Below are 22,079 nucleotides of genomic sequence, written 5' to 3'. Positions count from 1 at the left end.
TTTTCGGTTGGTAATACTCTTCACACCATGATTCGCGGCGTGGAAAACGCGGACCGGCGGATCGCTACGAGGAGAGGGCAATGAAAACTTATTTGGCGGAAGTTCTGGGCACATTTCTGTTGGTGTTCATCGGCACGGCGTCGGTGGTGACGGGCGGCTTCGGAGGCGCGCTGCCACTCGGCCAGGAAGGCATCGGTCTGGCGTTCGGCATAGGCCTCATCGCCGCTGCCTACGCGATCGGCCCGATTTCGGGCGCGCATCTCAATCCGGCGGTGACGCTCGGTGTCTTTCTTGCCGGGCGGTTGCCGGCCAAGGACGTCATCCCCTATTGGATCGCGCAGATCATCGGTGCCATCCTGGCTTCGCTGGCATTGTGGATCATCGTTTCCGGCCAGGCCGGCGGCCACACCACCGGCTTCGGCGCCAATGGCTGGGATGAGACGAAATGGGGCGTGAGCTCGGCGTTCCTGTGGGAACTGATCGGCACCTTCACCTTCGTCACGGTGATCCTTGGCGTCACCGCTGAAAAGCACTCGACGGCATTTGCCGGGCTGGTCATCGGCCTGACGCTTGCAGGCATCCACTTCGCCATGATCCCGGTCACCGGCACCTCGGTCAATCCGGCCCGCTCCATCGGCCCGGCGCTGTTCACCGGCGGCGCCGCGCTCAGCCAGCTCTGGCTGTTCATCGTCGCACCGCTGATCGGCGGCGCCATCGCCGGCGTCGTCGCCAAGGCGCGCGTCTTCGAGAAGGACTGATTTCAAGAGCCTGAATGCAAAAGGCGCGGGCCGTGGCCCGCGCCTTTTTTTGTCGGACAGAGCTGTGTCCGGATCAGTCGGCGATGTCGAAGCGGTCGGCGTTCATCACCTTGGTCCATGCCACAACGAAGTCTTTCGCGAACTTCGCCTTGGCGTCCGTGGCCGCATAGACTTCGGCAAGAGCGCGCAGCTGCGAGTGTGAGCCGAAGATGAGGTCGGCACGGGTGCCGGTCCACTTGACTTCACCGGTCTTGCGGTCGCGGCCTTCGAACACGTCCTTGGAATCGGACGTCGCCTTCCACTCCGTGCCCATGTCGAGCAGGTTGACGAAGAAGTCGTTGCTCAGCGTTTCCGGCTGTTTGGTGAAGACGCCATGCTTGGACTGCCCGGCATTGGCGCCGAGAACACGCAGTCCACCGACGAGGACGGTCAACTCCGGCGCCGTGAGCGTCAGCAACTGCGCACGGTCGATCAGAGCCTCCTCGACGGTCAGCCGCTGCTTGCCGCTGACATAATTGCGGAAACCGTCAACGGTCGGTTCCAGCGGCGCGAAGGAGTGGATGTCTGTCTGCTCCTGCGAGGCGTCCATGCGGCCTGGCCAGAAGGGAACGTCCACGCTGTGGCCGGCGGCCTTCGCGGCCTTCTCGATGGCCGCGTTGCCGCCGAGAACGATAAGGTCGGCAAGCGAGACCTTCTTGCCGCCGGCCTGCGCGGCGTTGAAGTCCTTGGCGATCGCGTCGAGCTTGTCGAGCACCTTGGCGAGCTCGGCCGGCTGGTTGACGGCCCAGTCCTTCTGCGGGCTGAGGCGAATGCGCGCGCCATTGGCGCCGCCGCGCTTGTCGGAACCACGGAAGGTCGAGGCCGACGCCCATGCCGTCGAGACCAGCTGCGACACCGACAGGCCGGAGGCCAGGATTCTGGCCTTGAGCGCTTCGGCATCCTGCTCGTCGATCAGCACATGATCGACCGCCGGGATGATGTCCTGCCAGGGCAGCTCTTCCTTGGGAACGAGCGGGCCGAGATAGCGCGCGACCGGGCCCATGTCGCGGTGGGTCAGCTTGTACCAGGCGCGGGCGAATGCGTCGGCGAACTGATCCGGGTTCTCGTGGAAACGCCGCGAGATCGTCTCGTAAGACGGATCGAAGCGCAAGGCGAGATCGGTGGTCAGCATGGAGGGGGCGTGGCGCTTGGCCGAATTGTGCGCGTCCGGCACCGTGCCGGCGCCCGCGCCACCCTTCGGCGTCCACTGATGCGCGCCGGCCGGGCTCTTGGTCAGCTCCCATTCGAAGCCGAACAGATTGTCGAAGAAGTTGTTGCTCCATTTGGTCGGCGTCGTCGTCCAGATGACTTCCAGACCGCTGCCGATGGCGTCACCGCCCTTGCCGGTGCCGAATTTGCTCGCCCAGCCAAGACCCTGCTGCTCGATGTCGGCGCCTTCCGGCTCTACGCCGACAAGTGCCGCATCGCCAGCGCCATGGGTCTTGCCGAATGTGTGGCCACCGGCGATGAGCGCGACGGTTTCCTCGTCGTTCATGGCCATGCGGGCGAAGGTGTCCCTGATATCGCGCGCCGAAGCCAGCGGATCAGGCTTGCCGTTCGGCCCTTCCGGGTTGACGTAGATCAGGCCCATCTGCACGGCGGCGAGCGGGTTCTGCAGGTCACGGTCGCCGCTGTAGCGCTCGTCGGCCAGCCACTTGCCTTCGGGGCCCCAGTAGACGTCCTGCTCGGGCTCCCACACATCGGCGCGGCCGCCGGCAAAGCCAAAGGTCTTGAAGCCCATAGATTCCAGCGCGACGTTGCCTGTCAGGATCAGAAGGTCGGCCCAGGAGATCTTGCGGCCATATTTCTGCTTGATCGGCCACAGCAGCCGGCGGGCCTTGTCGAGGTTGACGTTATCCGGCCAGCTGTTCAGCGGCGCGAAACGCTGCTGGCCGGCTCCGGCGCCGCCACGGCCGTCAGCGATGCGGTAGGTGCCGGCGCTGTGCCACGCCATGCGGATGAATAGCGGCCCGTAATGGCCGAAGTCGGCCGGCCACCATTCCTGCGAATCGGTCATCAACGCATGCAGATCCTTGATGACGGCGTCGAGGTCGAGGCTCTTGAATTCCTCGGCATAGTCGAACGCTTCGCCCATCGGGTCGGACAGAGACGATTGCTGATGCAGAATCTGGACATTCAGCTGGTTCGGCCACCAGTCACGGTTGGCCCGGCCGGCGGATCCATGCGCCACAGGGCATTTGCCCGCGCTGTTGTCGTCGGTTTTCGCGTCCATCTTAGTGCTCCGATTTTGCCGAGGTTTGTTTTTGCCGAGGTTGATTTTGCCGAGATCTTGGGGCCGGCCGGCGACCGCACCAATCTGGAATGATTCCAGACTAGGCCGCATTGCTGATAAAAACAAATTGCCTTTCCTGTTCATTTCGATAGGATTTTCTTATGATAGGCTTGACTGTCCGACAGATGCACTATTTCGACGCGCTGGCGCAGACGCTGCATTTCGGACGCGCGGCAAAACTCGCCGGTGTCAGCCAGCCGGCGCTGTCCTCGCAGATCGCCGAGATGGAGCAACGGCTGAACTGCCGGCTGTTCGAGCGCGGCGGCAAATCGGTCCGAATGACCGACGAGGCGGTTGCCCTTCTGCCGCGTATCGAACGCATCCTGGCCGACATACGCGACGTCGAAACGACAGCCCGGCGCGGCCGCACGGCCATGGAGGGGCGCTTCCGGTTGGGCATCATCCCGACCGTCGCGCCCTATCTTCTGCCGCGCGCCCTGCCCGAACTGAAGAAGCATTTTCCGGCCTTGCTGCTGGAATTGCGCGAGGCCGTCACGACCTCCCTGGTCGAGGACACCGCATCACGCAAGCTCGACGCTTTCATCGCGGCACTTCCGCTCGATCATCCGGGCCTGACCACCGAGGCACTGTTTCCGGACCGGTTCTTCCTCGCCGTGCCAGCCGGCGATCCGGCCTTCGCCTCGCCGCCGGTTCCGCCTGAGAGCCCGGCACTGGAGCGGCTGATGCTGCTGGAGGAAGGACATTGCCTGCGCGAACAGGCGCTGGCGGTCTGCGGCAATGTCCGTCCGGTGGCGATGGCAAGCTACGGCGCCACCAGCCTGACCACGCTCTTGCAGATGGTGGCGCATGGCCTCGGCGTCACGCTCATCCCCGAAATGGCGGCCGGACCCGCCGGCACCATCCCCGACCTCAAGATCGTGCCGTTCCAGGAGCCGATGCCGCAACGCATGATCTGCCTTGCCTGGCGGCGCAACAATGCAAGGCATGGTGAATGCGTCGAACTCGCCAAGATCATCCGCAGCCTCGGCGCGGCGATGCTGGCGGCGTGAGAAGCGACCAGCCGGACGATGGAGCGGTTTCATCGTCTCGCGGAGACACCGAACCACTCTATTCCTTTGTTTTGACGTAATTCCGGACGGAAAACCGTTTCACACTTTTCCTGGAATTGCCTAGAGAACCCGAGACAAGAACTCGCGGGTGCGCGGCGATTTCGGGCTGGCGATCATCTCGCGCGGCACGCCGCGTTCGACGATCACGCCGCCGTCCATGAAAACGAGCTGATCGCCGATCTCGCGGGCAAAGCCGATCTCGTGGGTGACGACGACCATCGTCATGCCGCTCTCGGCCAGATCATGCATCACCTGCAGCACCTCGCCGACCAGTTCAGGGTCGAGCGCCGATGTCGGCTCATCGAACAGAAGCACCTTCGGCTTCATCGCCATGGCACGCGCGATGGCCACGCGCTGCTGCTGGCCACCGGACAGTTCGCGCGGATAGCGGTCGACCTTGTCGGCAAGGCCGACGCGGCGAAGCAGGACTTCCGCCTCGGCCTTGGCCTGGTCGACGGGGATGCGCCGCACCTGTGTCGGCGCCTCGATCAGGTTCTCCATCACCGTCATGTGCGAGAACAGGTTGAACGACTGGAACAGCATGCCGATCTCGGCCCGGCGCTGACACAGGAGATCGTCCTTGACCTCGTAGAGCTTGTCGCCCTGGAGGTCGTAGCCGACGAACTGGCTGTCCACCAACAGGATGCCGCCGCTGAGTTTTTCCAGATGGTTGATGCAGCGCAGGAACGTGCTCTTGCCGGATCCCGATGGACCGATGATGCAGGCCACCGTCCCCTCGGCCACGTCGAAGTCGACGCCCTTGAGCACTTCAAGCTGGCCATAGGTTTTGCGCACGCCGCGCGCGAACACCATGGAATCGGCCGGGACGCCGAAGCGGGCGCGATTTTCGGACTTCACGTCGCTCATCGGGCAACGCCGCGCAGGCTGATCAAGTTGCGCAAGGCGCGCATCGCCAGGGGATCACGGCGCGTGTCGCTGCGGCCGAAATGGCGCTCCAGGAAATGCTGCCCGACCGACATGATGCTGACCACGGCCAGGTACCAGAAGGCGACCACGATCAGGAGCGGGATGGTCTCGAAGGTACGGGCATAGATGCTCTGCGCCGTATAGAACAGGTCATCAACGGCGATGAAGGTCACCAGCGAGGTCATCTTCAGGAGGTTGATCGCCTCGTTGCCGGTGGGCGGCAGCACGAAGCGCATGGCTTGCGGCAGGGTGATGCGCTTCAGGATCATGCGGTAGGGCATGCCGAGCGCGCTCGCCGCTTCCGACTGGCCCGACGGCACGGACTTGATGCCAGCGCGGATGATCTCGGCCATGTAGCCGGCCTCGCACAGCGAAAGCGCAACGACAGCGGAGAAGAACGGGGTCATGAAATCATTTGTTCGTACGGAAAAAAGCGTGCCCAGGAAAGGCACAGTGAGCGAGATTTCGCGCACCAGCAGCGACAGGTTGAACCAGAAGATCAGCTGGATCAGCGCCGGGACACCCCGGAAGAACCAGACATAGACGCCCGCGAAGGCGCGCAGCACCTGACTTGGCGATACCCGCATGATGGCGATGACAGTGCCGACCACGATCGCCAACACCATGATGATGACGGTGAGCACCAGCGTGTTGCCAAGGCCGCGCATGATCGAGGGGTGGAACAGGTAGCCGGCGGCCGTGCTCCAGGCGAAGGCCGGATTGCTGGCGAAGGCGCGAATGATGAGGAACGCCAGCAGCAACGCGAACGCCGTGCCGATCCAGATGCCATAGCGGCGCTGCGGCACGACGGTCAGTCGCGACACGGCAGCGGCAACGCCCGGCTCGACGCCGATCTCGGTCGGGTGGGCCACGCCCATCAATCGTCTCCTGATTGCTGGCCGGCGCCTGACCGATGATCAGGCGCCGGGTCGTTTCTATTCGGCGCGCAGCGCGTCCATGGTCCCGACGAAGTAGGGTTCCTTGATGGCGTAAGCGCCCATGCCGTACTTGTCGAGAATAGCCTTGTAGGTGCCGTTCTTGAACAGCTCGGCGAGCGCGCCCACCATCATGTCGGCGGTTTCCTTATCGTCCTTGGCGATCGCCATGCCGAGCGGCGCGACCTCGTAAAGCGTCGGCAACACCACCAGCTGGCCCTTGCTCGTCACCTCGAAATAGCTCGACGCGGTCGCATCGTCCATGCGCGCGTCGACACGGTCGGACAGCACGGCCTGGACGATATCGGTCGAGGAGTTGAAGACCGACTTCTCGATGGCCGCCTGGCCCTTGTCGGTGCACTCCTTGCCGAGCTTGTCGACCAGGAAGTCGGAGGCGCTGCCGGCCGAAACGCCGATGCGCTTGCCGCAAAGCGGCATGTCGCCGCTGAAGCTCGCCTTCTTGTCGGGCGAGGTCGAGACGGCGAGACCGGCCTTCAGGAACATGACGAAATCGACCTGCTTCAGCCGTTCGGGCGTGGCCGAGAACGTCTCCCAGGCGATCTTGAAGCGACCAGCGGCCAGGCCGGGGATCATCGAGGGGAATGGCGTGCGCTGAACATCAAGCTTGGCGTCGACCAGCTTGGCCACCTCGCCCGCGAGTTCGATGATGATGCCGGTCTGCTTGCCGTCGGCATCCAGATATTCGAACGGCGCATAGTCCAGCGTGTTGGCGACAGCGAGCGTTCCGCTCTGCTTGACGTCGGTGGATTTCGCAACCTCGGCGGCCCGGGAAACCCCGCCCCAGGCCATGGTGGATATCGCCAGCGCAAGGCTGGCCGTTCGCAGATATGCATTCATGCTGTTCCCCTTTCTTGCTTGTTTGCAGTCTTCACCAGGCAAAGCCCGAGCCGGCCTCCGTTCAGGGACCTGCTCGGGCTCGACATTCGCTTAAGCGCCTGCCGCTTCGGCCGCCTTCTTCTTGCGATAGTGGTAGTTCTTGTCGATGCGCTCCATCAGATAGTCGCCATAGAGCACCGGTGCGTATTTCGGCTGCGTGCCGGCCGGCACGCAGACCGGCAGCGCCTCGATGATCTCGTCCATGGAGGGATCGAAGAAGAAGGGCTGCGAATAGCGCTCGCGTCCCGACCGGTTGATGACGCGGTGCGGCGTCGAGACAAACTGGTCATTGGACCAGCGCGCCAGGATGTCGCCGACATTCATCACGAAGGAATCCGGGACCGGGGGCGCGGGAACCCAATCTCCCGCCTTGTTCTTGACCTCGAGGCCGCCGACATTGTCCTGAGCCAGCAAGGTGATGAAGCCATAGTCGGTATGCGGCGCAGAACCGAAGAGCCCTTCTTCCTGAGGCTGGGTCGGATAGTGCAGCAGCCGCAGAAAGGTCGTCGGCTGCTCGAAATGGCGGTCGAGGCTGTCGGAAGGCAGTCCCAGCGAGAGCGCGATGGCGCGGACCATCTTGCGGGCAAGCGTGCCCATCTCATCGACATAACGCTCGATCGTCTGCCTGAAGCCCGCCACCGTGGCCTCGTCCGGCCACTGGTTGGGACCTTGCAGCGGCTTTTCGGCCAGGGCCCTAGGATCGTCGGCGCCGACCTCGTGCATGAAGAAGATCGATTCGCTCTGGTTCGGCTTGCTGACGGTCGCCACCGACGAGGTCACGATGGTCGAGCCGGCAAAGGGCAGGAAGCCGCGGAAATTCTTGTCGATCTTGAGCTTCGCCTTTTCCTCCTCGGGCAAGGCAAAGAAGCGCTTGGAGGCTTCGCGAACGGCTTCGACGTCGGCGCGCGGAATGGGATGGCCGGTCACGTAGAGGAAGCCGATCGTCTCGAGATAGCGGCGCAGCGTCGCCGCCGTTGCCAGGATCGCGGCTTCGTCGTCGCCATAGAGCGCCGAAACGTCGAGGATCGGAATTTCGGAAAAATCGCCGCGCTCTTGTGCATCCATTTTCGAACACCCTGTCTTGAACATAAGATACAGTACTGTATTTCTACACATCCGAACGGCCTCATCAATAGGCTTTCGATGGCAAAAGGAGAGTCGCGGCATCATGGCACCACGCAAGATCATCATCGACACCGATCCGGGCCAGGACGACGCGTTCGCCATCCTTTTCGCACTGGGCTCTCCGGCCGAGCTCGACGTGGCTGGCATCACCACGGTCGGTGGCAATGTGCCGCTGGCCCTGACGTCGAAGAATGCACTCAAGGTCGTCGAGCTTGCAGGGCGGCCCGATGTGCCGGTCCATGCCGGATGCCCAGCGCCGATGGTACGCAAGCTGATCACGGCCGAGTATGTCCATGGCGAAACCGGTCTTGACGGCGCCGACCTTCCCGAGCCGGTGACGCGGCTGCAGGACGAACACGCCGTCAACTACATGGTGCGGACCATCATGGATGCACCGGAGGGCGAGCTGACCGTCTGCACGCTCGGGCCGATGACCAATCTCGCCATGGCGATGACCATGGAGCCGAGGATCGTGCCCCGGCTGCGCGAAGTGGTGCTGATGGGCGGCGGCTTCTTCCAGGGCGGCAACGCCACGCCCGCGGCCGAGTTCAACATCTTCGTCGACCCGCATGCGGCGCACAAGGTGTTCGACAGCGGCGTGCCGGTGACCATGGCGGGCATAGACTGCACCTACACCGCGCTGATGACGCCCGAGTGGCTCGACCGCCTGCGCGCCACCGGCAGCCGCGCCGCGATCGAGGCGGCCAATCTGGCCGACTTCTTCCGCCAGTACGGCACGCACAAATTCGAAACGCCGGCGCGCCCCATCCACGATGCCTGCGTCACCGGCTATCTGCTGGCGCCGCAGATCTATGAGCAGCGCCAGTGCGCGGTGACGGTCGACATCGTCTCGCCGGAGACGATCGGCATGACCGTCGTCGACTGGTGGCACGTGACCGGCCGGCGCAAGAACTGCAACGTGCTGCGGCGCATCGACCCGGCGCCGTTCTTCGAACTCATGCTGGAGCGGATCAGCGCATTGCCCTGAGCCCGGCGTTCCGCGATAGATGGACACTCGAAGAGTCGCGAAGCGCATCGGAGCCGGCAAACAGATTGCAGGCGTTGGGCATGGCGATGAAGGTCTTGATCAGATGAAAGCGGACAGCACCCCTGCCAGAGGCAAGAGACCGTCCAAAGCCGCCCCGCCTGCGAAGGCGGCGCGGCAGACGCTGAGTCGCGAGGCCTGGATCGCGGCGGCACGCAAGGTGCTGGAAAAGCGCGGCATCGGCGAGGTCAAGATCGACCGCCTCGCCCAACAGTTCAAGGTGACGCGCGGCTCCTTCTACTTCCACTTCGCCAGCCTGGCCGACCTTCGCGACAGCCTGCTGCAGGAATGGCGCGACATCAATTGCGCGCCGTTCTGGGCGATGCGCGACATGCACGACATAGACGGCCTGCAGTTCTTCACCGACATCGTGCATGTCTGGGTGGACGAAGCGCCGTTCAGCCCTCTGCTTGACCTGGCGGTACGCGACTGGTCGCGCACGTCGAAGAAACTGACGCAGGAGGTCAAGGACATGGACGACCTGCGCATCGCGCTCCTGATCCGCTCCTTCCGCGCCATGGGCTATCCCGAGGATGAAAGCCTGGTCAGGGCGCGCATCACCTATTTCCACCAGATCGGCCAGTACGCGCTGTCCTTCAAGGAGGATCCGGCGGTGCGCAGAAGCTACCAGCCGCTGTTCGGAGAGGTGCTGCTTGGACCGCTCGTGCAGGAGCCGGGTTCGGCGCCGCGACCGAGCGAAATGCGGACCGGCCGTCGCCAGCAAGGGGCGTAGCGGCGGCGGGTTGCGGGACGCCCAGCCGATCTCCAAACAATCTACGAAGCCGTCGCCTCGTTGGCGACGGTGCGTGTCGCGTTCCGGTGCGGGCGCAGCAGAAGATAGAATGCGGTGACGTGCGTGATCATCAGCAGCGGCACGTAGATGACGGGGATGGCGTAGGTGGCGCCAAACAATCCTGCATGGGCCGGGAGGTCGGCCTGAATGGCTTGATAATAATCCACGATGAGGTCGACCACCCCGACGACATTGAAGGCGACGACGAACGGCCGGAAGAGCTGGCGTATCCGCACCGTGAGCAGCGCCAGCATGGCCAGCACCCCCGTTGCGAAGTCGCCATAAGCGGCGAAGGTGGCAAAGCTGGCGGGCAGGTCTGGGCTGACGACGCCCGGAAGGATAAAGACGAGCCCGAAGAAGCGAAAGCTGTGCAGCGTGGCGATCGCGCGTTGCGCCGCGACGCGGTCGATCGAGCTCAGCCACGGCCAGATATACGCAGCGAAGCAAAGCAGCCACGCGACATAACCCAGAACGAGATGGGTCTAGAAAAGGATTTCCGTCGACATTGCGGTCTCCTGTCAACTGTTGGTCGATGCGGCCTCGAACACCGCTGTCAGGACTCCGAGCCGGCTTTCCATGAGATTTCGTCCCAGATTGGCTGCAAGCTCGGCAAAGTCCGATCCCATCACCACGCCGAGATTTGGCGACGGCGGCGGACCAGACGCACGCAACTGCGCGAACCAGGCCTTGGCGGCCTCCGTGTCGTCTTGCCATGCCAGCATATGGAAGCCGGCCGGTTCGATCGCCTTGCGCGTCGCGTCGCTTGTCAGGAGGAAGCTCGTCGCCGGTGTTCGCGCCCAGGGAAGCGGATAGTGCGGCTGGCCGCTGCCCAACACGACATCGAAAGTTGCAAACCTGCCGCCTGACTTCAGCACGCGCCGAATCTCGCGGTACAGCCGCGCCCGGTCGGAGATGTTCATCGCCACATGCTGCAGCAGCACGATGTCGAAGCAGCCGTCATCGAACGGAAGCTCCAGCGCACTGGCGGTCTGGAACGACAACTGCCCACCCTGCCCCGTGCGCCCGGTCAGATAGCGCGCGGCATCCACGAAAGGCTCGCTGAGGTCCACGCCGGTAACCCGGCAGCCATAGGTCGCAGCCAAGAAGCGCGCCGGCCCGCCGACGCCCGAACCGACGTCGAGAACCGACATGCCGGCGGTGATATCAGCCAATTGGGCAAGCTCAGCCGTCGCGGCAAGCCCGCGGGTGTGAAACTGGTCGAGGGCGCCCAGCTGCTGCGGCGTGAGAAGCTGATCCTCCGGGCCGAGGTCAGCCAGCACCGCCCTCAGCCGCTCGGTCAGGCCAGTCGCGCGATAGTGGTCGCGCACTCCATCAAGTTCATTGGTCATGGCAAGATGCTCCTGTCTCTCGGGCTCTTACCTAAACCCGCTTCCATCGTTCGACTATCCGCTGTAATCACAACAACCCATGAAGCAGAACTACACAATCCGGCACGGTGCGCTCGACGGCGTCGAGGTGTTCCTGGCTGTCGCCAGGCGCCGCAACTTCCGCCGCGCCGCCGCCGATCTCGGCGTGACACCGTCGGCCGTGAGCCAGGCGGTGCGCGCGCTGGAAGCGCGGCTCGGTGCGGCGCTGTTTGTCCGCACGACACGCAGCGTCGGCCTGACCGAGGCCGGTCAGCGGTTCCTCGACCGTGCCGGCCCCGCCTTCGAGGAGATCGTCGCGGCCGGCGAGGCCGCGCGTGATCTCGGCCAGCGCCCGACGGGCCTGCTGCGCCTGTCCGTCCCGCGCGCCGTCGTGCCGTTGATCCTGGAGCCGGTGATCGCCTCGTTCTGCCGGGCCTATCCCGAGATCGAACTGGAGATCGCCGCGAGCGACGAGATGGTCGACCTGGCGACCGGCGGGTTCGATGCCGGCATCCGCCTCGGCCAGTTCATCGCACCGGACATGATCGCGGTACGGCTCACTCCGGCATTCTCGTTCGTGGTTGTCGGCAGCCCCAACTATCTCAAGCGCCGCGGACGCCCCGAGCGCGTCGACGACCTTCGCCACCACGCCTGCCTGCGCTTGCGCCGCTCGAACGGCGCCATCGCGCCCTGGTCCTTCGTCGACGGCAATGGAACGATCGAGGCGGCGGTCTCAGGCCCGCTGATCGCGCATGACTATCCGACATTGCTTGGGGCCGCGATGCAAGGCGTAGGGCTGGCGCAGATCCCTCGACCGGTCGCCGAAAATCCGATCGCCGCGGGAAAACTCAAGCCGGTGCTGGAAGGCATCTCCGCCACGACGCCCGGCGTCTTCCTCTATCACCCGGGCAAACGCCAGATCCTGCCCAAGCTGCGCGCCTTCATCGATCACCTCAAATCCGAAATGTGAGGTAAGGAACGATGCCGAAACCCTCGGCGCTTCCCCCCTGCTCACGCCGTCTTCTGCGCCACCAGCCCCAGCTCTTCCACCATCGCCTGGCGCATCAGGAACTTCTGCGGCTTGCCGGTCACCGTCATCGGCAATTCGGTGCGGAAGCGGATGTGGCGGGGGATCTTGTAGTGCGCGATCTGGCCGGCGCAGAAGTTCTTGATCTCTTGTTCGGTGGCGATCTGGCCGGGCTTGAGCACGATCCAGGCGCACAGTTCCTCGCCATATTTTTGGTCGGGAATGCCGAACACCTGCACTTCCCTGACCTTGGGATGGCGATAGAGGAACTCCTCGACCTCGCGCGGATAGACATTCTCGCCGCCGCGGATGACCATGTCCTTGACCCGTCCGACGATGTTGCAATAGCCCTCGGCATCGATGGTGGCGAGGTCTCCGGTGTGCATCCAGCCGTCGCTGTCTATCGCCTCGCGGGTCTTGTCCTCGTCGTCCCAATAGCCTTTCATCACCGAATAGCCGCGCGTGCACAGTTCGCCCGGCGCGCCGACGGCAACGGTGGCGCCGTCGGAATCGACGGCCTTGACCTCGACATGAGGGTGGATGCGCCCAACCGTCGAGACGCGTTTTTCCAGCGGATCGTCGACGCCGCTCTGGAAGGAGACCGGGCTGGTCTCGGTCATGCCGTAGGCGATGGTCACCTCAGACATATGCATCAGCGACACCACCTTTTTCATCACCTCGATCGGGCATGGCGAGCCGGCCATGATGCCGGTGCGCAGGCTGGAGAGATCGAAGGCGCTGAAATCGGCATGATCGAGCATGCCGACGAACATGGTCGGCACGCCATAAAGGCCGGTGCAGCGCTCCTGCGCCACGGCCTTCAGCGTCGCGCCGGGATCGAAACCCTCGCCCGGGAAAACCATGGTCGCGCCCTTCGACACGCAGCCCATCGTGCCCATCGACATGCCGAAGCAGTGATAGAGCGGCACCGGGATGCAGAGCCGGTCGTCGACGGTGAGCTTGATCGCCGAGGTGACGAAATTGCCGTTGTTGACAATGTTCAAATGAGTCAGCGTCGCACCCTTGGGCGCGCCCGTCGTGCCCGAGGTGAACTGGATGTTGATCGCATCGTTCGGCTTCAGTCCCTCTGAAATGCGGTCGAGACTGTCATGCTCGTCGCGGCCGGCCATGGCCAGCACGTCGGCGAAATTGAACATGCCTGGCGAATTCTCGTCGCCCATGCGGATGACGATCCTGAGCGACGGCAATTTGCTTGCCTTGAGCTTGCCCGGTGTCGCCTTGGCAATCTCCGGCGCCAGCGTCTCGATCATGCCGAGATAGTCCGAGGTCTTGAAACTGGCGGCCGTCACCAGCGCCTTGCAGCCGACCTTGTTCAGCGCATATTCGAGTTCGGTCAGCCGGTAGGCCGGGTTGATGTTGACCAGGATCAGGCCGATGCGGGCGGTGGCGAACTGCGTCACCAGCCATTCCCACCTGTTGGGCGACCAGATGCCGACGCGGTCACCCTTTTCGAGACCGAGCGCCAGGAAGCCGGCGGCCAGCGCATCCACCGTGTCCGACAGTTCGCTCCAGGTGAAGCGCTTGTCCTGGCCGACGAAAACGGCGGCATCCTGCGTGGCGTATCTGCTGGCGGTGTCGGAAAAAAGTGCCGGAATGGTCTTGTCGAGCAGCGGTACCTTGCGCTCGCCCGAGACATGCGCCCTGCCATCGACGGGTGCGATAAAGACGCTGCCGGCGCGCGCGCCGCGGCCGCGCAGATTGGTGGCGTTCTTCAGCTCGTCGAGATTGACCGGCATCGCTGTCTCCTCCCAGGCCGCATCGAGCCTATCAGCCTGCCGGGACGGTGGAAATCCCGTCGATGGTACTGGAGTTTTGTTCCGTGGAGGGGAGCGATCGTTACCCGACCGCCGCCGCCATCTTCGTGACGATGTCGCGCAAGATGGCTTCATCACCTGTGGCACGCGCCTTCTTCGACGCGACCAGACAGGCTTGCGACTTCAACACGACGCCGTCGCCCAGCACCTTGAGATGGTTGGCCCGCAGCGTCGAACCGGTCGTGGTGATGTCGACGATGACATCGGCAAGTCCCGCCGCCGGCGCGCCTTCGGTGGCCCCCAGGCTTTCGACGATGCGATAGACCTGGATGCCATGCTTCTGCGAGAAGAATTGCTGCGTCAGCCGCCAGTATTTGGTGGCAATCCTCAGCCGCCTGCCATGACGCTGGCGGAAATCGGCGGCAACGTCGTCGAGGTCGGCCATGGTGTCGACATCGAGCCAGATCTCGGGCACGGCCACCACGACGTCAGCATGGCCGAAGCCTAGACGGGCGACGATTTCCGCGCGCGCTTCCCAGTCGGCCAGGTTTTCCCGCACCAAATCCTCGCCGGTGATGCCGAGATCGACCGCACCCTGGCCGATCTCGCCCGCTATTTCGGACGCCGACAGGAAGGCGACCTCGACATTGTCCAGACCCTCGACGCGGGCGTGATATTTGCGCTCGTCGCCGGGCAGGCTGATGGCGAGGCCGGCCCTGGCCAGCACGTCCAGCGCCTGCTCTTTCAGCCGGCCCTTCGACGGAATGGCCAAGGTGATCATGGTGCCGTCTCCCGCAACGCCTCGATGCGGTCGAGCCAAACCGAAAAGCCGACGCCGGGGATGGCCGTCTTGGCGCCAAGCAATGTCAGCAACCGGTCGTAGCGGCCGCCGCCAGCCAAGGGGCGCTCGCTATCCTGCGCCGCGATTTCGAAGACCACACCAGTGTAGTAATCGAGCGGACGGCCGAAGGCGGCGTCATAGCGGATGTTTCCTGCCAGCAAGCCATGCGCCTCGATCGCCCGGGCACGGGCGGCGAATTTTTCCAGCGCGGCACCCAGTGAAAGCCCGGCACCAGCGGCGAAGGTCTCCAGCGCCTCAGCCGCGCCATCGAGTGGCACGTCGATCGCCAGAAAGCTTTTCAATGCCGCGAAGGCCTCATTCGACAGCCTCACGCTGCGCAATTCGGCCTTCTCGATCAATCGCCGCGCAATGTCGGAGGGTGAGCGCCCGGCCGTTGCCGAAAGCCCAGCCTCTTCCATGCCGCCTGCGATGTGGATCGAGAGACCTTCGAGATCGCCATCGAGGACAAGGGCGGCGACATCGCCTGAGAGCTGGCCGTTGCGCGGCGGGTTGGCGAGATCGGCAAGTGCCGCCTGCAGCATCGGCGCCGAGCCGAAGGCACGGGCCAGCCGCATGCGCCAGCCGCGCGGCAGACCGAGTGCGGCCAGCACCGCTTCGAAGATGCCCTGGTCGCCGAGCGTGACCGTCAGCGGCTGGCCGGGCAGCACCAGCGACAGCAGCGCATGCGCATCGGCCACCGAGCGGGCATCGGCTTGCGCCGTGTCGCGGTCGCCAAGATCCTCGATGCCGGCCTGGAAGAATTCATTGCCGCCTTCGCGACGCTGGCGGAACACTTCGCCCAGATAGGAATAGCGGCGCGGCGTGCCGGCCTGCGAGCTTATGTGGTCGAGACAGACCGGAATGGTGAATTCAGGCCGCAGGCACAATGTTTGCCCGGTCTCGCTTTCGGTGAGGAAGATGCGGCGCCGCAGATCCTCTCCGGCCATGTCAAGGAACGGGTCCGCCGGCTGCAGGACGGCAACCTCGACCGCGTGCGTGTCGCGCGCGGCGAAGAGGCTGGTGATGTCGGCTGCAATGGCGGGATAGCGCGAGGTCACTGGCCGCGCTCTTATTTCGCGCGATCGGCAGCCTGCGCCACCAGGATCTTCTTCACCTCGGCGACCAGTTCACTTTCCGCCACCGTGACTTGCGCCGGGCGGGCGGCGCGCCATTCGGCGTTGTCGGTGATTTCGGCGGACATGCGCGCGCCTTCGATCAAATCCTTGATCTGCAGCTCGCCCTTGGCGCGCTCGTCGCCACCCTGGATGATTGCGACCGGGCAGCCGCGCCTATCGGCATATTTGAGCTGCGCCTTCATCCCGGCGCCGCCGAGATACATTTCGGAGCGGATGCCGGCCGCGCGCAATTCGCCCACCATCTTCTGGTAGCGGCCGAGGCTCTCGGTATCCTTGTCCATGACCAGCACGACGACCGGTGCTATCACGTCGGCGCTGTCGAGCTTGCCGAGGTTCTTCAGCGCCGTCATCAACCTGGAAACGCCAATGGAGAAGCCCGTCGCCGGCACCGGTTCGCCACGGAAGCGCGAGACGAGGCCATCATAGCGGCCGCCACCGCCAACCGAGCCGAAGCGCACGATCTGGCCGTCCTCGTTGGGGATTTCGGCCAGAAGCTCGGCCTCGAAGACCGGGCCCGTGTAATATTCGAGGCCGCGCACGACGGAGCGGTCCATGGCGATGCGATCTTCGCCGTATCCGGCGGCCCGGACCAGGGCTTCGATCGTCGCGAGTTCGCCGACGCCTTCCTGGTAAGTCGCGTTGGCGTTGACGCTGGCATCCTGGCCCTGTGCATTGCGCGCTGTCGCCAGGAGAACCGCCCCGGCCTGCTTGTCATCCAGGCCGGCACCCTTGGCGAAATCGCCCTCGCCTTCCTTGCCGCCATCCCAGCGCCCCGGCCCAAGCAGAAGCTTCACGCCTTCCGGGCCGAGCTTGTCCAGCTTGTCGATCGCGCGCAGCACGGTCAGGCGGCGTCCGGAATTTTCATCACCGCCGAGGCCGATTGCCTCCAGCACGCCATCGAGCACCTTGCGGTTGTTGACCCGGATCACATAGTCGCCGCGCTTGATGCCGAGCGCTTCCATCACGTCGGCCATCATCATCGCCATTTCGGCGTCGGCGGCGACACCCGGCGTGCCGATCGTGTCGGCGTCGAACTGCATGAACTGGCGGAAGCGGCCGGGGCCGGGCTTTTCGTTGCGGAACACCCAGCCGGAGCGGTAGCTGCGATAGGGTTTTGGCAGGCGTTCGTAATTCTCGGCGACGAAACGCGCCGTCGGCGCGGTCAGGTCGTAACGCAGCGACAGCCACTGGTCGTCATCATCCTGGAACGAGAACACGCCTTCATTGGGCCTGTCCTGGTCGGGCAGGAATTTTCCGAGCGCATCGGTGTATTCGATCAACGGCTGGTCGGCGGGCTCGAAGCCGTAGAGCTCGTACACCGAGCGGATCGTCGCCATCATCTTCTCGACGGCGCGAATGTCCTCGGCGCTGCGGTCGGCAAAACCGCGCGGCAGCCGCGCTTTCGTCTTTTCCGATTTATCGGCCATGAGATGCTTGCCCGGAGTTTCGTGATGCTTGCAGGTCAACAATGTTGCGATTTTCGCAACGCGCGTGTCCTAACCGATGAAGCCCAGAGCGGCAAGGGTCGCCGCCTCGGACCAGCCCGGATCAAGAGAAGACAGAAGCGAACTTCCGTGAAACAAAAACGCACGGAAAATGAAACAATCGCGCCATGAGCGCGGCATCGTACCGACACAATCGGAGCCGATACAGCGCATCGACATGAAGGGGTTCGGGAATATGACCAGCGCAGTGAAATTCCATGCCGATGGCGACGCTGGCGCGCTGCCGGCGCGGCTGCGCCCGGCGGGCATCCATGCACCGAAAGTGCTTGGCCAGGCTGCGGGCCCGTTCGATGTGCCGGCCGCCACCGACAACGGGACTTCCCTGCGCGAAGCGCTGGTGACCGGGCTGCTGGTCATCTATCCGACGGTGGCGACGGTGGTGGCAATCATTGCCGGACTTTTCCTGGCCAGCGCCAACGGCACCTGAACGTCACTTCGGCCGCTTGAAAGCCTTCCGTTCCTTCTCGACCTGCTTGCGGCAGACGCAACCTTCGAGATGGTCGTTGACCAGGCCCATGGCTTGCATGAAGGCATAGACCGTGGTCGGGCCGACAAAGCTCCAGCCGCGCTTCTTCAATTCCTTCGAAATCCGCACCGAGACCGCCGTGGTCGGATTGGCACGCAAATGGGCGAGATCGACAATTCTGGGCCGCTCCTCCTTGCCGGGTTCGAATTTCCAGAACCAGGCGGCGAGCGAGCCGAACTCGTCCACCATCTCGCGGGCGCGCTTGGCGTTGTTGATGGTCGAGACGATCTTGCCGCGATGGCGGATGATGCCGGCATTGCCGAGCAGGCGCTCGACATCCTTGTCGGTGAAAGCGGCGACCTTGTCGAAGTCGAAGCCGGCGAAGGCCTCGCGAAAATTCTCGCGCTTGCGCAATATGGTCAGCCACGAGAGGCCCGACTGGAAGCCTTCGAGGCAGATCTTTTCAAACAGCCTGCGGTCATCGGCCACCGGCCGGCCCCATTCATGGTCATGGTAATGGAGATAATCGGGCAGGTTGCCATGCCAGAAGCAGCGCGCGACACCGTCGGGACCGGCAAGCAGGCCGGTGTTTTCATTGCTCATTGCGAAAAATCCATCCGTTAACGCGCTTCCGCGCCGCTTTTACCGTGGCTTTACCAGATTCCTGAACCGGGCGGTAACCACACCAAAGGGTTTACTGGCAGAACCGCATTTTACGCATTCCGATTCATGTTTCGGTTGCTGCTTGCGCGCCAATGATCGCTGAACCGGGAGCGTTTCCACCCGGTTGTATCAGACGATCAAGGTGCGTTCCCGATGAAGAGAGTTTTGTTTTCCGTGCTCGGCGCCGTGGCTGTATTTGCCGGCGTCACCCCCTCGGCCGCTGGCGACCGCTATGCCGACAGGCCGCCGGTCATGGTGAGCCCCGATCTTTCCGCCCCCTGGGTGCTGCAGCTTGGCCGCGCGCCCGGCATCGTGCGGCAGAGCCGCCAAATCGTGCAGCAGCCGCGCCTGCGCACCGCGCAACCGGCACAGCCCGACCGGGTGCAGACGGCCGCCGTGCAGCCGCCGGCCAAGCGCATGGTGATGCGCCCACAGATCAACCCGGTCTACCTGCCGCAGGAAGTCGCCTATGACGGCCCGCAGAAGCCGGGCACGATCGTCATCGATACGACGCAGAATTTCCTCTTCCTGGTCGAGAAGAACGGCAAGGCACGGCGCTATGGCGTCGGCACCGGCAAGCCCGGCTTCGAATGGTCGGGCACACACAAGATCACCAACAAGCGCGAGTGGCCGGACTGGCGTCCGCCGGCGGCAATGATCAAGCGCGAGGCCGCCAAGGGCCGCTATCTGCCGACCTACCTGGCCGGCGGCATCGAAAATCCGCTCGGCGCCCGTGCGCTCTATCTCGGCACGACCGAATACCGTATCCACGGCACCAACCAGCCGTGGACGATCGGCGGAGCGGTGTCGTCGGGCTGCATCCGCATGCGCAACGAGGACGTTGTCGATCTCTACGAACGGGTCAATGTCGGAACAACGGTCGAGGTGATATAATAGCTCCAGCGAATCACCTGACCGGGAAATACGTCGTTTCCGGAATTTGGAAGGAATAACGGGGGACGGGCCGTATGGGGATGCGGTCGGTCGAGAAGGGCAGTGCGGGAGACCGCGCTGCCCTTATCTTTTTTGATCGGCGTCGGGTGCCCGCGACACGGCCCGCGTCGTTGCGTCGCGCAAAAGGCATGGCGGTTCGCTTTCGTGCTGCCATCTTCGATGTTCTTTTGCTATGTCGGCGCCAACGAAAGAAAGAGTTCATCCATGTCCCTGTCCGATGACAGCCGCTACCTCAAGGGCGGCCCGGTTGCCCAGCGCATCATCGCCGCCGTGCGCGAGGATGCGGCAATCGCCAAAGCCGAGGGTTTTCCGCCCAAGCTGATCTCGATCACCGTCGGCGATACCGACGCGGTTGACGTCTATGTGCGCAACCAGCGCGCCAAGGCTCAGCTCGCCGGCATCGATTTCGAGGAACGGCGTTTTCCCGCCACCATCACCGCGGGTGAACTCGAAGCCGCCATCCACGGCCTGAACGCGGATCCACGCGTCACCGGCATCATCATCCAACGGCCGGTGCCCGCCCATATCCCGATCAAGACGCTGCAGGCGGCGGTGCATCCGCTGAAGGACGTCGAGGGCATGCATCCGGCCTCGATCGGCAACATCGTCTACAACCAGCTCGATCTGGCGCCCTGCACGGCGGCGGCCTCGGTCGAACTGCTCAAGGAAACCGGCCTCGACCTCAAGGGGCTGGAAGTCGTCATCGTCGGCCATTCGGAAATCGTGGGCAAGCCAATCGCGTTCCTGCTGATGAGCGAAGGCGCGACGGTCACGGTCTGCCATCACATGACGCGGTCGGTCGCCGCACATGCGCGCCGTGCCGACGCGCTGTTCGTCGCGGTGGGCAAACCCCGGCTGATCAAGGCCGACATGGTGAAGCCAGGTGCGGCCGTCATCGATATCGGCATCAATTCCGAGGTCGGACCGGATGGGATGAGCCGCATCGTCGGCGACGTCGACACCGAAAGCGTGCGTGAAGTCGCCTCCTGGATCACGCCGGTGCCGGGCGGCGTCGGTCCGATCACGGTCGCGATCCTGCTGCGCAACACGATGGTGGCGCTCAGCCGGCAGCGCGCGCGGTACGAGGCGACCTACGGCACGGCGGACAGGCTCGCGGCGGAATAAGCGCCGACCCCTACTCGGCGGCGATCGGGCTCCCGTCCAGAACGCCGTCCGGCTTTGGCCCGCCATAGGCCCAATCGAGCAGTTTTACCGTGTGCACCACCGGCATCCTGGCGGCGGAGGCAATTTGCGTGATGCAGCCGATGTTGCCGGTGGCGACGATGGAAGCTCCCGTCGCCTCGATGTTTTTCACCTTGCGGTCGCGCAGCTTGGCCGAAATCTCGGATTGCAGGATGTTGTAGGTGCCGGCCGAGCCGCAGCACAGATGGCCCTCGCGCGGCTCGCGCACGATGAAGCCGGCCCTGGCCAGCAGATCCTTCGGCTGGCGGACGATCTTCTGGCCGTGCTGCATGGAGCAGGCCGAGTGATAGGCGACGACAGTGCCCGGCTTGCGCACCGGCTCGGGCAGGTCGAGACCGGCCAGATATTCGGTGATATCCTTGGCCAGCGCCGACACACGCGCGGCCTTGTCGGCATAGGCCGGATCAAGGCGCAGCATGAAGCCGTAGTCCTTGATCGTCGTGCCGCAGCCGGATGCTGTTATGATGATGGCATCGAGCCCGCCCTGGTCGATGGCACGCGTCCAGGCATCGACATTCCGCCTTGCCGAGGCAAGGGCTGCCTGTTCGCGCCCCATATGGTGGACCAGCGCGCCGCAGCAGCCCTCGCCCGGCGGCACCACCACCTCGACGCCGAGGCGCGTGAGCAGCGAAATCGTCGTGTCGTTGATGGCCGGATCGAGCACCGATTGCGCGCAGCCGGTGAGGATGGCGACGCGACCCTTTTTTGCCCCCTGTCCGGCATGGATGCTCGGCGTGGCCGTCGGCGAAGCCGCCGGGATCGATATCGGCGCGAGCTTGAGCATCGCTCCAAATGGCTTCAGCGCCGGGATTGTCTCGAACAGGCCGATGAAAGGCCTTCCCAGTTTCGCCAGTCTGAGCGCGGCGCGAAAGCGCGTGGGATAGGGCAGAACGAAGGCCAGCATGGCGCGGGTCAGGCGGTCGAGCAGCGGCCGCTTGTAGGTTTCCTGGATGTGAGCGCGCGCATGGTCGACCAGGTGCATGTAGTTGACGCCCGACGGACAGGTGGTCATGCAGGCCAGGCACGACAGGCAGCGGTCGATATGGGTGACGATCTCCTTGTCGGCGGGCCGGCCGTTCTCCAGCATGTCCTTGATCAGGTAGATGCGCCCGCGCGGTGAATCGAGCTCGTTGCCCAGCGTCACATAGGTCGGGCAAGTGGCGGTGCAGAAGCCGCAATGCACGCATTTGCGCAGTATCTTCTCCGATTCCGCGACATGCGGATCGGCAAGCTGGGCAAGTGAAAAATTGGTCTGCATCG

Annotated in this window: 21 protein-coding genes; 8 read left to right on the top strand and 13 right to left on the bottom strand. The window is 64.1% G+C overall.

Features of this window, described 5'->3' with window-relative positions; translation table 11 throughout:
* Positions 1-80 precede the first annotated feature (80 nt).
* Positions 81-758 (top strand): MIP family channel protein, encoded by a 678-nt coding sequence (locus EB815_RS14210; protein ID WP_056565223.1) that lies wholly within the window; start codon positions 81-83, stop codon positions 756-758.
* Between the two features lie 73 nt (positions 759-831).
* Here the strand turns inward: EB815_RS14210 and katG are convergent, their stop codons facing one another.
* Positions 832-3,030 (bottom strand): catalase/peroxidase HPI, encoded by a 2,199-nt coding sequence (katG, locus tag EB815_RS14205; protein ID WP_056565226.1) that lies wholly within the window; start codon positions 3,028-3,030, stop codon positions 832-834.
* A gap of 161 nt (positions 3,031-3,191) precedes the next feature.
* Between katG and EB815_RS14200 the strand changes: the two genes are divergently transcribed.
* On the top strand, positions 3,192-4,100 hold the full coding sequence (locus tag EB815_RS14200) for a hydrogen peroxide-inducible genes activator (protein WP_056565229.1): 909 nt from the start codon (positions 3,192-3,194) through the stop codon (positions 4,098-4,100).
* A gap of 120 nt (positions 4,101-4,220) precedes the next feature.
* Here EB815_RS14200 and EB815_RS14195 read toward each other — a convergent pair whose 3' ends face one another.
* The 4 genes from EB815_RS14195 to EB815_RS14180 all read right to left on the bottom strand — a co-directional run bounded on the left by EB815_RS14195 (position 4,221) and on the right by EB815_RS14180 (position 7,984).
* Positions 4,221-4,973 carry an amino acid ABC transporter ATP-binding protein gene (locus EB815_RS14195; protein WP_171883354.1) on the bottom strand — a complete coding sequence of 251 codons (753 nt, stop codon included), beginning with the start codon at positions 4,971-4,973 and terminating at the stop codon, positions 4,221-4,223.
* A gap of 50 nt (positions 4,974-5,023) precedes the next feature.
* The gene (locus tag EB815_RS14190; protein ID WP_056565235.1) at positions 5,024-5,965 is read right to left on the bottom strand and encodes an amino acid ABC transporter permease; all 942 of its coding nucleotides are present in this window, start codon (positions 5,963-5,965) and stop codon (positions 5,024-5,026) included.
* 57 nt (positions 5,966-6,022) lie between these two features.
* On the bottom strand, positions 6,023-6,880 hold the full coding sequence (locus EB815_RS14185) for an ABC transporter substrate-binding protein (protein ID WP_056565238.1): 858 nt from the start codon (positions 6,878-6,880) through the stop codon (positions 6,023-6,025).
* A gap of 90 nt (positions 6,881-6,970) precedes the next feature.
* Entirely contained in the window at positions 6,971-7,984 is a 1,014-nt protein-coding gene (locus tag EB815_RS14180) for an isopenicillin N synthase family dioxygenase (protein WP_056565241.1), read from the bottom strand.
* 103 nt (positions 7,985-8,087) lie between these two features.
* Here EB815_RS14180 and EB815_RS14175 point away from each other — a divergent pair, with 103 nt between their 5' ends.
* Together EB815_RS14175 and EB815_RS14170 are read left to right on the top strand one after the other, a co-directional pair.
* Entirely contained in the window at positions 8,088-9,032 is a 945-nt protein-coding gene (locus EB815_RS14175) for a nucleoside hydrolase (RefSeq protein ID WP_056565243.1), read from the top strand.
* Positions 9,033-9,135: 103 nt separating this feature from the next.
* Entirely contained in the window at positions 9,136-9,822 is a 687-nt protein-coding gene (locus EB815_RS14170) for a TetR/AcrR family transcriptional regulator (RefSeq protein WP_056565807.1), read from the top strand.
* Between the two features lie 41 nt (positions 9,823-9,863).
* Here the strand turns inward: EB815_RS14170 and EB815_RS14165 are convergent, their stop codons facing one another.
* Positions 9,864-10,352 carry a hypothetical protein gene (locus tag EB815_RS14165; protein ID WP_244493930.1) on the bottom strand — a complete coding sequence of 163 codons (489 nt, stop codon included), beginning with the start codon at positions 10,350-10,352 and terminating at the stop codon, positions 9,864-9,866.
* Positions 10,353-10,400: 48 nt separating this feature from the next.
* Entirely contained in the window at positions 10,401-11,210 is an 810-nt protein-coding gene (locus EB815_RS14160) for a class I SAM-dependent methyltransferase (RefSeq protein ID WP_245303402.1), read from the bottom strand.
* 100 nt (positions 11,211-11,310) lie between these two features.
* On the opposite strand from EB815_RS14160, the gene EB815_RS14155 reads away from it, so the two are divergent.
* Positions 11,311-12,219 carry a LysR family transcriptional regulator gene (locus EB815_RS14155; protein ID WP_056565250.1) on the top strand — a complete coding sequence of 303 codons (909 nt, stop codon included), beginning with the start codon at positions 11,311-11,313 and terminating at the stop codon, positions 12,217-12,219.
* A 41-nt stretch (positions 12,220-12,260) separates the two neighbouring features.
* Here the strand turns inward: EB815_RS14155 and EB815_RS14150 are convergent, their stop codons facing one another.
* From EB815_RS14150 to hisS, 4 genes are all read right to left on the bottom strand, one after another.
* A complete protein-coding gene (locus tag EB815_RS14150; protein WP_056565252.1) occupies positions 12,261-14,033 on the bottom strand; it encodes an AMP-binding protein in 1,773 nt (590 codons plus the stop codon).
* 100 nt (positions 14,034-14,133) lie between these two features.
* Positions 14,134-14,832 (bottom strand): ATP phosphoribosyltransferase, encoded by a 699-nt coding sequence (gene hisG, locus EB815_RS14145; RefSeq protein ID WP_056565255.1) that lies wholly within the window; start codon positions 14,830-14,832, stop codon positions 14,134-14,136.
* Positions 14,829-15,950, bottom strand: coding sequence for an ATP phosphoribosyltransferase regulatory subunit (locus EB815_RS14140; RefSeq protein WP_056565258.1), 1,122 nt, complete (start codon positions 15,948-15,950; stop codon positions 14,829-14,831). The genes hisG and EB815_RS14140 overlap by 4 nt, the downstream gene beginning before the upstream one ends.
* 11 nt (positions 15,951-15,961) lie before the next feature.
* Positions 15,962-17,455 (bottom strand): histidine--tRNA ligase, encoded by a 1,494-nt coding sequence (gene hisS / locus EB815_RS14135; protein ID WP_056565810.1) that lies wholly within the window; start codon positions 17,453-17,455, stop codon positions 15,962-15,964.
* A gap of 169 nt (positions 17,456-17,624) precedes the next feature.
* Here hisS and EB815_RS14130 point away from each other — a divergent pair, with 169 nt between their 5' ends.
* Positions 17,625-17,960 carry a hypothetical protein gene (locus EB815_RS14130; protein ID WP_320411993.1) on the top strand — a complete coding sequence of 112 codons (336 nt, stop codon included), beginning with the start codon at positions 17,625-17,627 and terminating at the stop codon, positions 17,958-17,960.
* Positions 17,961-17,963: 3 nt separating this feature from the next.
* Here the strand turns inward: EB815_RS14130 and EB815_RS14125 are convergent, their stop codons facing one another.
* Complete coding sequence (locus tag EB815_RS14125; RefSeq protein ID WP_056565261.1) at positions 17,964-18,602, bottom strand: DNA-3-methyladenine glycosylase I; 639 nt, start codon at positions 18,600-18,602, stop codon at positions 17,964-17,966.
* Positions 18,603-18,815: 213 nt separating this feature from the next.
* Here EB815_RS14125 and EB815_RS14120 point away from each other — a divergent pair, with 213 nt between their 5' ends.
* Together EB815_RS14120 and EB815_RS14115 are read left to right on the top strand one after the other, a co-directional pair.
* Positions 18,816-19,556, top strand: a complete 741-nt coding sequence (locus EB815_RS14120; protein WP_056565264.1) for a L,D-transpeptidase — start codon at positions 18,816-18,818, stop codon at positions 19,554-19,556.
* Positions 19,557-19,820: 264 nt separating this feature from the next.
* Positions 19,821-20,741 carry a bifunctional 5,10-methylenetetrahydrofolate dehydrogenase/5,10-methenyltetrahydrofolate cyclohydrolase gene (locus tag EB815_RS14115; protein ID WP_056565815.1) on the top strand — a complete coding sequence of 307 codons (921 nt, stop codon included), beginning with the start codon at positions 19,821-19,823 and terminating at the stop codon, positions 20,739-20,741.
* Between the two features lie 10 nt (positions 20,742-20,751).
* Here the strand turns inward: EB815_RS14115 and glcF are convergent, their stop codons facing one another.
* The gene (glcF, locus tag EB815_RS14110; RefSeq protein WP_056565267.1) at positions 20,752-22,077 is read right to left on the bottom strand and encodes a glycolate oxidase subunit GlcF; all 1,326 of its coding nucleotides are present in this window, start codon (positions 22,075-22,077) and stop codon (positions 20,752-20,754) included.
* Positions 22,078-22,079 lie beyond the last annotated feature (2 nt).

Source organism: Mesorhizobium loti (assembly GCF_013170705.1).
Taxonomy (GTDB): Bacteria; Pseudomonadota; Alphaproteobacteria; order Rhizobiales; family Rhizobiaceae; genus Mesorhizobium; species Mesorhizobium loti_D.
The sequence above is the reverse complement of the archived record's forward strand: the minus strand, read 5'-3'. Positions and strand labels throughout refer to the sequence as shown.

What these genes read in the sequence shown, in the direction of transcription:
- EB815_RS14210 (WP_056565223.1), top strand. Translation starts at nt 81, where the DNA reads ATGAAAACTTATTTGGCGGAAGTTCTGGGCACATTTCTGTTGGTGTTC.
- katG (WP_056565226.1), bottom strand. Translation starts at nt 3,030, where the DNA reads ATGGACGCGAAAACCGACGACAACAGCGCGGGCAAATGCCCTGTGGCG.
- EB815_RS14200 (WP_056565229.1), top strand. Translation starts at nt 3,192, where the DNA reads ATGATAGGCTTGACTGTCCGACAGATGCACTATTTCGACGCGCTGGCG.
- EB815_RS14195 (WP_171883354.1), bottom strand. Translation starts at nt 4,973, where the DNA reads ATGGTGTTCGCGCGCGGCGTGCGCAAAACCTATGGCCAGCTTGAAGTG.
- EB815_RS14190 (WP_056565235.1), bottom strand. Translation starts at nt 5,965, where the DNA reads ATGGGCGTGGCCCACCCGACCGAGATCGGCGTCGAGCCGGGCGTTGCC.
- EB815_RS14185 (WP_056565238.1), bottom strand. Translation starts at nt 6,880, where the DNA reads ATGAATGCATATCTGCGAACGGCCAGCCTTGCGCTGGCGATATCCACC.
- EB815_RS14180 (WP_056565241.1), bottom strand. Translation starts at nt 7,984, where the DNA reads ATGGATGCACAAGAGCGCGGCGATTTTTCCGAAATTCCGATCCTCGAC.
- EB815_RS14175 (WP_056565243.1), top strand. Translation starts at nt 8,088, where the DNA reads ATGGCACCACGCAAGATCATCATCGACACCGATCCGGGCCAGGACGAC.
- EB815_RS14170 (WP_056565807.1), top strand. Translation starts at nt 9,136, where the DNA reads ATGAAAGCGGACAGCACCCCTGCCAGAGGCAAGAGACCGTCCAAAGCC.
- EB815_RS14155 (WP_056565250.1), top strand. Translation starts at nt 11,311, where the DNA reads ATGAAGCAGAACTACACAATCCGGCACGGTGCGCTCGACGGCGTCGAG.
- EB815_RS14150 (WP_056565252.1), bottom strand. Translation starts at nt 14,033, where the DNA reads ATGCCGGTCAATCTCGACGAGCTGAAGAACGCCACCAATCTGCGCGGC.
- hisG (WP_056565255.1), bottom strand. Translation starts at nt 14,832, where the DNA reads ATGATCACCTTGGCCATTCCGTCGAAGGGCCGGCTGAAAGAGCAGGCG.
- hisS (WP_056565810.1), bottom strand. Translation starts at nt 17,455, where the DNA reads ATGGCCGATAAATCGGAAAAGACGAAAGCGCGGCTGCCGCGCGGTTTT.
- EB815_RS14130 (WP_320411993.1), top strand. Translation starts at nt 17,625, where the DNA reads ATGAAACAATCGCGCCATGAGCGCGGCATCGTACCGACACAATCGGAG.
- EB815_RS14125 (WP_056565261.1), bottom strand. Translation starts at nt 18,602, where the DNA reads ATGAGCAATGAAAACACCGGCCTGCTTGCCGGTCCCGACGGTGTCGCG.
- EB815_RS14120 (WP_056565264.1), top strand. Translation starts at nt 18,816, where the DNA reads ATGAAGAGAGTTTTGTTTTCCGTGCTCGGCGCCGTGGCTGTATTTGCC.
- EB815_RS14115 (WP_056565815.1), top strand. Translation starts at nt 19,821, where the DNA reads ATGTCCCTGTCCGATGACAGCCGCTACCTCAAGGGCGGCCCGGTTGCC.
- glcF (WP_056565267.1), bottom strand. Translation starts at nt 22,077, where the DNA reads ATGCAGACCAATTTTTCACTTGCCCAGCTTGCCGATCCGCATGTCGCG.